The organism is Cypionkella sp., from assembly GCF_028290025.1.
Classification (GTDB): Bacteria; Pseudomonadota; Alphaproteobacteria; order Rhodobacterales; family Rhodobacteraceae; genus Cypionkella.
The window spans coordinates 115237-123446 of sequence record NZ_JAQGKQ010000046.1; the positions used below are offsets into that span (position 1 = coordinate 115237).

Here is an 8210-nt window from a genome sequence, read left to right on the forward strand (position 1 = left end):
GATACCATAATGACCCAGTTTTCCGCGTATCTGATCGGCAACGAAACCCTGACCCGCCATTGTGGCGAGGACATGCTGGAGCGCGGCCATAGGATTGTGGCCGTTGTGACGCGCAGCGCCGATGTGCGGCAGTGGGCACGGGTGCGCGGGCTAAGGATTGAGAATTATGGCCCGGATTTAGCCGCGCGGCTTTGCGAAAAGGTGGATTGGCTGTTGTCGATAGCCAATCTTTCACTGATCTCCACCGAGGTGCTGGCGTTGGCGCGCGGCGCGGTGAATTTTCACGACGGCCCGCTGCCCCGCTATGCCGGTCTGAACGCGCCGGTTTGGGCAATTCTGAATGGTGAGGTTCAGCACGGAATTTCCTGGCATCTGATTGAGGGTGGTATCGACGAGGGCGATGTACTGGAACATCGGTCGTTTGAGATAGCGGCGCAGGACACGGCGTTGACGCTAAATACCCGTTGCTTTGAAGCCGCAATGGAGAGTTTTCCAAGCCTTTTGGGACAGTTGGAAAGCGACCTGTTGCAGCGCAAGCCGCAGGATCTTACGCGACGCAGCTTGTTTTTGCGCTCGGATCGCCCGCTGGCGATGGGACGGATTGATTTTGCAAGCCCGGCAGAGGTCGTGGCGCGGCTCGTGCGCGCGCTGGACCATGGCCGTTACTGGAACCCGTTGACGACAGCGAAAATCGCTTGCGCGGATCGCGTTTTGAACGTTGGTGCGGCCGAGCTGGTGGCAGGTTCGGGCGTTCCGGGGCAAGTTTTGCAGGCTGATGACGCCGGGCTTGTGGTGGCCTGTGGCACAGGTGCGGTGCGTTTGACACGACTGAGTTGTCAGGAATATGGCATCGCAGTTTCTGGAGCCACTGTGACGGATACTCTGCTGTTAGGGGAGACTGAGGGGCTGACGGAGTTGGGTCAGGTCTTGGCCTCGACAGAGCCGGAAATGCGCAAAGCGTTGAAAAGCCTGAAACCTGCTGCGCTTGGGCAAGGCAGCACAGCGGCGGCAGATTGGAAAAACCTTCCGCTGTCGGGCAGTTTGGCAGATCTCGCGCTTGCTGCGGCCTTGGCCGTTGGTGCGGGCGACGTCGATCTCACGCTGGCTGCGCACGGCGTGGCGGGCTACGTCTCGGCTTGGCGACCGCTGCGCGTGCGGAGTTCAGTCAGTATCGGCACCGCCCGGGGCGATCTGGATATCGCATCGAAGCCCGGATTTGCTTTAGATCTGTTGACTCGGGACGTCAGCCTGTCGGGGCTGCAATGCCCGCAGATTGGTCTGGCGGAGATTGGGCCGATTACGGGAACGGCCGTCACCTTAACGCCGACCGCGCTCCATTTTGATGCCAAACGGCTTACCGTGGCTGAGGCGCAAACTTTCGCCGCGCGAATTGTGCATTTGGTCGATGCGTTGGCAAAAGCCGATGCCGATGCGCCGCTCGCAAGCATCGCGACTTTGACCGAGGCGGAGCGCGCAAAGGTTTTACACGGTTGGAACCAAACCAAAACGCCTTACGATTCAGCTACTTGCGTGCATCAAGCGTTTGAAGCTCAGGTTTTGCGCAGTCCCGATGCGGTGGCGCTGATCTGCAATGAACAAAGCCTGACCTATGCAGCGCTGAACGCTAAAGCCAATCAAGTGGCGCATGTGCTGATGAGCATGGGTGTGGTGCCCGGTACTCTGGTCGGGCTTTGCGCGCATCGCAGCCTTGATGTAATGGTCGGCGCATTGGCGATCCAAAAGGCGGGCGGCGCCTATGTGCCGATGGACCCAGCCTACCCGGCAGACCGTATCGCCTTGTATATCGAGGATTCGGCCTGCCCGGTCATCGTGACGCAAAGCGATATAGCGGCACAATTGCCCGCCCATAACGCGCAGGTTTTCTGTCTGGATAGCGATGCGCGTCCGGCGCTCGCCCGCAGTGCAAACCCTATATCTGGTGTTACATCAGCTGATTTGGCCTATATGGTTTACACCTCAGGTTCGACTGGGCGGCCTAAGGGCGTGATGGTCGAACATCGCAATGTTGCGAATTTTTTTACGGGCATGGATCAGCGCGTCGGGCCGGACGTCGGTGTTTGGCTTGCGGTGACATCGCTATCCTTTGATATTTCGGTGCTGGAATTGTTTTGGACGCTGGCGCGCGGCTTTAAGGTCGTGCTGACCAGTGACGAAAATCGCGCCCTAGTTTCGGGGGGTGCCATTACATCGGCGCAGAAAATGGATTTCTCGCTGTATTATTGGGGCAATGATGATGGCGTCGGGCCGAAGAAGTACGAGTTGCTGTTGGAGGGAGCCAAGTTTGCCGACACCCACGGTTTCTGCGCGGTATGGACGCCTGAGCGGCATTTTCATGCTTTTGGCGGGCCCTATCCAAATCCGTCGGTGACCGGCGCGGCGGTTGCGGCTGTAACGCAGAATATCAGTGTGCGGGCCGGGTCTTGCGTGATGCCGCTGCACCATCCCGCACGGATTGCCGAGGAATGGGCTGTGATCGACAACCTGACCAATGGGCGGGCTGGGATGGCGGTCGCCTCGGGCTGGCACCCGGACGATTTCGTGTTACGCCCGGAAAATACGCCGCCGAACAATAAGGCCGCGATGTTCGCCGCTGCTGATCAGGTGCGCAGGCTTTGGCGAGGCGAAAAGGTCGCATTCCCGACTGGCGACGGCGGCAGCTTTGAACTGCTAAGCCAGCCGCGGCCGGTGTCGAAAGAGCTGCAATTGTGGGTGACAACCGCGGGCAATCCGGAGACGTGGCGAGAGGCAGGGAAGATTGGTGCTAATGTGCTTACCCATCTTTTGGGTCAATCCGTTGACGAGGTGGAAGGCAAGATTAAGCTTTATCATCAAGCGCTTCGCGACGCAGGACATGACCCGGCGGACCATGTGGTGACGCTAATGCTGCACAGCTATGTAGCGCCTGACCGCGAACAGGCGCGTGAGATCGCGCGTGGCCCGATGAAAGACTATCTGCGCTCGGCTGCGGCTTTGATCAAGCAGTATGCGTGGGCTTTTCCGGCGTTCAAAAAACCGCAGGGTGTGTCGGACCCGATGCAGATTGACCTGCAATCGCTCAGTTCCGATGAAACCGAAGCGATCCTCGATTTTGCATTTCAGCGCTATTTTGAGGAGTCTGGCCTGTTCGGCACGATTGAGGATGCGTTGGCTCGGGTGGAGCAATTAAAGCGTATCGGCGTTGGCGAAGTGGCTTGCCTGATTGACTTTGGCATCGCTCCGGATCTGGTAATGCAGGGACTGCGGCCGCTGGCAGAAGTGCTGAAACGCGCAAATTCCGGGAAAATTACCGAGGATGATTTTTCAATCGCGGCGCAGATTTTGCGGCATGGCGTGAGCCATCTGCAATGCACGCCTTCGATGGCGCGAATGATCGCTATGAACGAAGACTCACGTTTGGCGTTGGCTGAAGTCAAAACTGTTATGTTGGGCGGCGAAGCTTTGTCGGGTGCTCTGGTGAATGATTTGCGCAGTGCTACCCAGGCCCGCATACTCAATATGTACGGTCCGACAGAGACAACGATCTGGTCGTCGGTTGAAGAAGTGAGTGAAGTTGAAGGGGTGTGTAACATCGGTAAGCCGCTGGCAAATCAGCAGATTTATGTGCTTGATGAGGCGATGCAGCCGGTGGCTCCGGGTGTAGCCGGTGAGCTATGGATCGGTGGCGATGGCGTGACACGCGGCTATTGGCAACGGAATGATCTGACCGCCGAGCGATTTGTGAACGATAGTTTTGTAACGCCAGACCGCGCTTGCGCTTGGGGTGCCCGGATGTATCGGACTGGTGATCTGGTGCGCTGGCGCTCTGATGGCAAGCTCGATTTTCTTGGTCGCACCGATCATCAGGTCAAGCTGCGAGGGTATCGGATCGAGTTGGGTGAAATCGAGTCGGTGCTGGAGGCGCAGCCGGGTATCTCACAAGCGGTGGTGATGGCACGCGAAGATACGCCGGGCGATGTGCGACTGGTGGCGTACATCGCGGGGACTTCGCCAGAAACCGCATTGCGGGCGGGTTTGGCGGGGAAATTACCGGAACATATGATGCCTGCGCATTTTATAAGGCTCGATGCTTTTCCGCTAACACCGAACCGGAAAGTCGATCGCAACGCTTTGCCAGCACCCGACAGGAAGCCTGCCGCGCAAAACTTCGTCGCAACGAGTTCGAATATCGAGTCTCAGATCGCAGCAATTTGGGAGCGGGTTTTGGGCGTTTCAAAGGTAGGCTCAAAGGACAATTTCTTCGCCTTGGGCGGGCATTCGCTGCTGGCGGTGCAGGTGCACCGAGAAATCCGCGACAATCTTGGGGCCGCAAAGCTGTCGATCACCGACATTTTCCGCTTTCCCGTGCTCTCGGCATTGGCGGCACATCTGGATGAACGTCCTAAAGCAGCGCCCCAAATCGTTTCTGATCGTGCCGGTGCGCGCATGGACGCCATGGCAAGACGGCGCGCGATGCGGGCTGGACAAATCGCCTAGTTTCTATTGTGTAAACATGCCGAAGGTCGAAAGCGGCGCGCGGCTTAGCATAGAGCCATAAACTACAGAATAAATTGCCTCGCCCTGACTGTCATCAGGGTCATAGATCCGCAGCGTCGTGCTGCTGCCATCGGCGGCGTGCGATCCACGTGCGCCGACAATAACAACGTAATGACCCATAGGTGTAAGTCCAGGCAGGAAACTAGCCTGATTATGCGAGATTTCCAGCATGATCGGCCCGTTGCGTAGCAGGTTGATCAGAACCGCAACCGGCCAGCTTTGCGGGGGCTGATAACGCAGGCGATGAAAATGAGCGAAGGCTTGATGGATCTCAAGGCGTTGAATCGGCTCTGCTTTACAAATTAAAGATCCGTCAGTTGCCAGCAAACGCTGCGGTGTCGTCATCTGAACCGCCTGGATGGAAGTTCCGGTCAGCATTGCCGTCGCTGCCGCCCAACAGGTGGTTGGCGTGGGCTGGGCAAGGTAAACTACGTTGTGCAGAATTACCGGCGAGGCTTCGGTGCCGTGCAGCGCATCCAGTGTGCAGGGCCCCGCGATGCCGTCCATCTCCAACCAGTTTGATCGTTGAAAATCCAATACCGCGCGTTCGGTCTGTAGCGTATAGAGTCCGTCAACAAAAAGATTTGGCGAGGGGTTCAGACGACTGTTCAGCGCCAAATGTAACTCGCGGACAGACTGCCCGGATGAGCTTGGTCGCAATACGACATTTCGCATGAAACGTCTCCGGGTCAAAAACTCGTGTCAAAAATTATTTAGGAAAGATGGGTCGGTGAAACAGCTTTAATAAGCCTAGAATAAACTTTGAAAGCGCTCAAGCACTCGTTTTCAGATATGTCAGACAGCTTTGAAGGCAGTCAATGAAGTTTGACGGCGACAGTTAGGCGGCGACAAGCGGGCGCTTAATCTTGGCGGCAGCTTCCACCACCAAAGGGCGCAAGCCTGCGCCACCTGCGTCCAAAACCTCAAACAAATGACGTCGCATCCGCGGTTCCCAGAAATCGTTAATATGCGAGGCCAGCAGGGTGAGGCCCTCGTCATGCGGCTTGGTTTCCATGAACTTGGCGATTTGGTTTGCCATGTAGATCAGTTTGGCGTGCGGGCCGGCGTGGGTGGCGTTAAGCGACATGGGCGGTCTCCTGCGAAATGCGGTCGGTGTGGGTGTAGGCCTCAAACCTGTCCGGGCGGGCGAGAGCGATCAGAGTGATGCCCGCCTGATCTGCGAGTTTAACGGCGTGGGCGGTGGGGGCGGAAACGGCGATAAGCATTGGCGCTCCAAGCGCGGCCACCTTTTGCACCATGTCGATGGAAACCCGGCTGGTCAAAACTATGGCTCCGGTCTGGTCCGGATTGCGGATCAAATGGCCGCACAGTTTATCGAGCGCGTTATGGCGGCCAACGTCTTCGCGCGCGGCGAGAAGCTTACCGCTCCAGTATCCCGCCGCATGAACGGCGCGGGTCAGATCATGCAGGGGTTGGGCAGCGGGAAGAGACGCAACGGCGGCCATGACCTCGGACGGTGACATGTGGAAATCCGATTTCGGCACGGGCTGCATGATTCGAGTTGCCTCTTGCAAGCTGTCGATACCGCACAATCCACATCCAACCGGACCGGCCATCGTGCGACGGCGCTTGCTGAGGCGGGCTTCGGCTTGTGGCACCAGCCAAATTTGCACATCCAGACCAAGCGGTGTTTGGACCACATCGATACTTTCGATTTCGTCAAGCGTGGCAATGCCTTCGGTCATCGAGAACCCGTACGCGAAGTCATCAAGATCAGCAGGCGAAGCCATCATCACCGCTTGGGTCGAGCCGTTGTAGGACAAGGCCACCGCCACCTCTTCAGGAAGCTCCCGGCTTGCCGGAGCATTGCCGGACCCAAAATCCGCGCCCAACCCGAAGGTGAGCCGCGGCAAGGGGCGGTGGGTTTGCATCACTCCGCCGCAGCGATGCGACGCGACATGGTGGCTTGAGCGTTGTATTCCTCTTGCCATTCGGACGGGCCGTTGCTGGGCGAAACTTGCACAGCGGTGACTTTGTATTCGGGGCAGTTGGTCGCCCAGTCCGAGAAGTCGGTGGTGATCACATTGGCTTGGGTGTCAGGGTGGTGGAAGGTGGTGTAGACCACGCCCGGATTGACCTTGTCGGTGATCGTCGCGCGCAGAGTGGTATCGCCAGAACGGCTGGCCAAGCGAACAAAATCACCGTCCTTGACGCCACGCACTTCAGCGTCATGCGGGTGGATTTCGAGCACATCCTCGGCATGCCACTCGACGTTCGCAGTGCGGCGGGTTTGAGCGCCGACGTTGTATTGGCTGAGGATGCGGCCCGTGGTTAGCAAAAGCGGAAAGCGCGGGCCGGTTTTCTCATCGGTTGCGACATATTCGGTGTTGATGAACTTGCCTTTGCCGCGCACGAAAGCCTCAACATGCATCAGTGGCGTGCCTTCTGGCGCTGCGTCGTTGCAGGGCCATTGGATCGAGCCCAAAACCTCAAGCTTTTCATAGTTCACGCCCGCAAAAGACGGCGTCGTCATGGCGATTTCATCCATGATTTGCGTCGGATGCGTGTAGGTCCATTTGGTACCGCCGGTACCTGTCAGCATCGCATTGGCGAGCATCTGGGTGATTTCCCAATCCGCATAACCATTGCGTGGCGCCATCACTTTGCGCACACGGTTGATGCGGCGTTCGGCGTTGGTGAACGTGCCGTCCTTCTCAAGGAAGGTAGAGCCGGGCAGGAAAACGTGGGCGTAGTTGGCGGTTTCGTTCAGGAAAAGATCATGCACGATCACACATTCCATAGCGGCGAGGCCGGCGGCGACGTGTTTGGTGTCTGGGTCGGATTGGAGAATGTCTTCGCCCTGGCAGTACAGTCCCTTGAACGTGCCCTCAACCGCCGCATCCAACATGTTCGGGATACGCAGCCCCGGTTCGTCATCAATCTTAACGCCCCAAGCTTTCTCGAAAATATCGCGCACGCCTTCGCCTTTGACGTGGCGATAGCCGGGCAGTTCATGCGGGAAAGACCCCATATCACACGAGCCTTGCACATTGTTCTGCCCACGCAGCGGGTTCACACCAACACCCGGACGACCAATGTTACCCGTCATCATCGCAAGGTTGGCGATGCCGATCACGGTGGTGGAGCCTTGGCTATGCTCGGTCACGCCCAAGCCGTAATAGATCGAGCCGTTGCCGCCTTTGGCAAACAGCCGTGCCGCTGCACGCACTTCGGCAGCGGGAACGCCTGTTAACAAAGCCACGGACTCGGGCGAATTTTGCGGTTGGCTGACGAATTCGGCATAGTCTTGGAACTCGTCCCAATCGCAGCGATCTTGGATGAACTGGGCATCGAACAACCCTTCGGTCACGATCACATGTGCCAAAGCAGTGACGATGGCGACGTTGGTGCCGGGGGTCAAAGCGAGGTGATGCTCAGCCTTAACATGCGGGCCTTCAACCATTTCAGTGCGGCGCGGATCGACGACGATCAGCTTAGCGCCTTGGCGCAACCGCTTTTTCAAACGGCTGGCAAAGACCGGATGCGCAGCGGCCGGGTTGGCCCCAATGATCATCACAACATCAGTTTCTTCAACCGAGTCAAAGTCTTGCGTACCTGCGCTGGTGCCCAAAGTTTGCCCCAGACCATAACCGGTGGGCGAGTGGCAAACACGCGCGCAGGTATCCGTATTATTG

5 protein-coding genes are annotated in these 8210 nt (G+C 57.8%); 1 reads left to right on the forward strand and 4 read right to left on the reverse strand.

Annotated features, from left to right (window positions below; translation table 11 throughout):
* The first annotated feature begins 9 nt into the window (after nt 1–9).
* Nucleotides 10–4494 (forward strand): MupA/Atu3671 family FMN-dependent luciferase-like monooxygenase, encoded by a 4485-nt coding sequence (locus JWS10_RS06550; RefSeq protein ID WP_299505631.1) that lies wholly within the window; start codon nt 10–12, stop codon nt 4492–4494.
* Between the two features lie 3 nt (nt 4495–4497).
* Here the strand turns inward: JWS10_RS06550 and JWS10_RS06555 are convergent, their stop codons facing one another.
* The 4 genes from JWS10_RS06555 to fdhF form a co-directional block, all read right to left on the reverse strand.
* A complete protein-coding gene (locus JWS10_RS06555) occupies nt 4498–5229 on the reverse strand; it encodes a peptidoglycan-binding protein (RefSeq protein WP_299505633.1) in 732 nt (243 codons plus the stop codon).
* 163 nt (nt 5230–5392) lie between these two features.
* Nucleotides 5393–5641: a formate dehydrogenase subunit delta gene (locus JWS10_RS06560; RefSeq protein WP_299505634.1), complete on the reverse strand. Its 249-nt coding sequence runs from the start codon at nt 5639–5641 to the stop codon at nt 5393–5395.
* The gene (gene fdhD / locus JWS10_RS06565; RefSeq protein WP_299505636.1) at nt 5631–6446 is read right to left on the reverse strand and encodes a formate dehydrogenase accessory sulfurtransferase FdhD; all 816 of its coding nucleotides are present in this window, start codon (nt 6444–6446) and stop codon (nt 5631–5633) included. Before fdhD ends, JWS10_RS06560 begins: the two co-directional genes overlap by 11 nt.
* On the reverse strand, nt 6446–8210 hold a 1765-nt coding region (fdhF, locus tag JWS10_RS06570; RefSeq protein ID WP_299505638.1), incomplete at its 5' end, for a formate dehydrogenase subunit alpha. The genes fdhD and fdhF, both read right to left, overlap by 1 nt.

What these genes read in the sequence shown, in the direction of transcription:
- JWS10_RS06550 (WP_299505631.1), top strand. Translation starts at nt 10, where the DNA reads ATGACCCAGTTTTCCGCGTATCTGATCGGCAACGAAACCCTGACCCGC.
- JWS10_RS06555 (WP_299505633.1), bottom strand. Translation starts at nt 5,229, where the DNA reads ATGCGAAATGTCGTATTGCGACCAAGCTCATCCGGGCAGTCTGTCCGC.
- JWS10_RS06560 (WP_299505634.1), bottom strand. Translation starts at nt 5,641, where the DNA reads ATGTCGCTTAACGCCACCCACGCCGGCCCGCACGCCAAACTGATCTAC.
- fdhD (WP_299505636.1), bottom strand. Translation starts at nt 6,446, where the DNA reads ATGCAAACCCACCGCCCCTTGCCGCGGCTCACCTTCGGGTTGGGCGCG.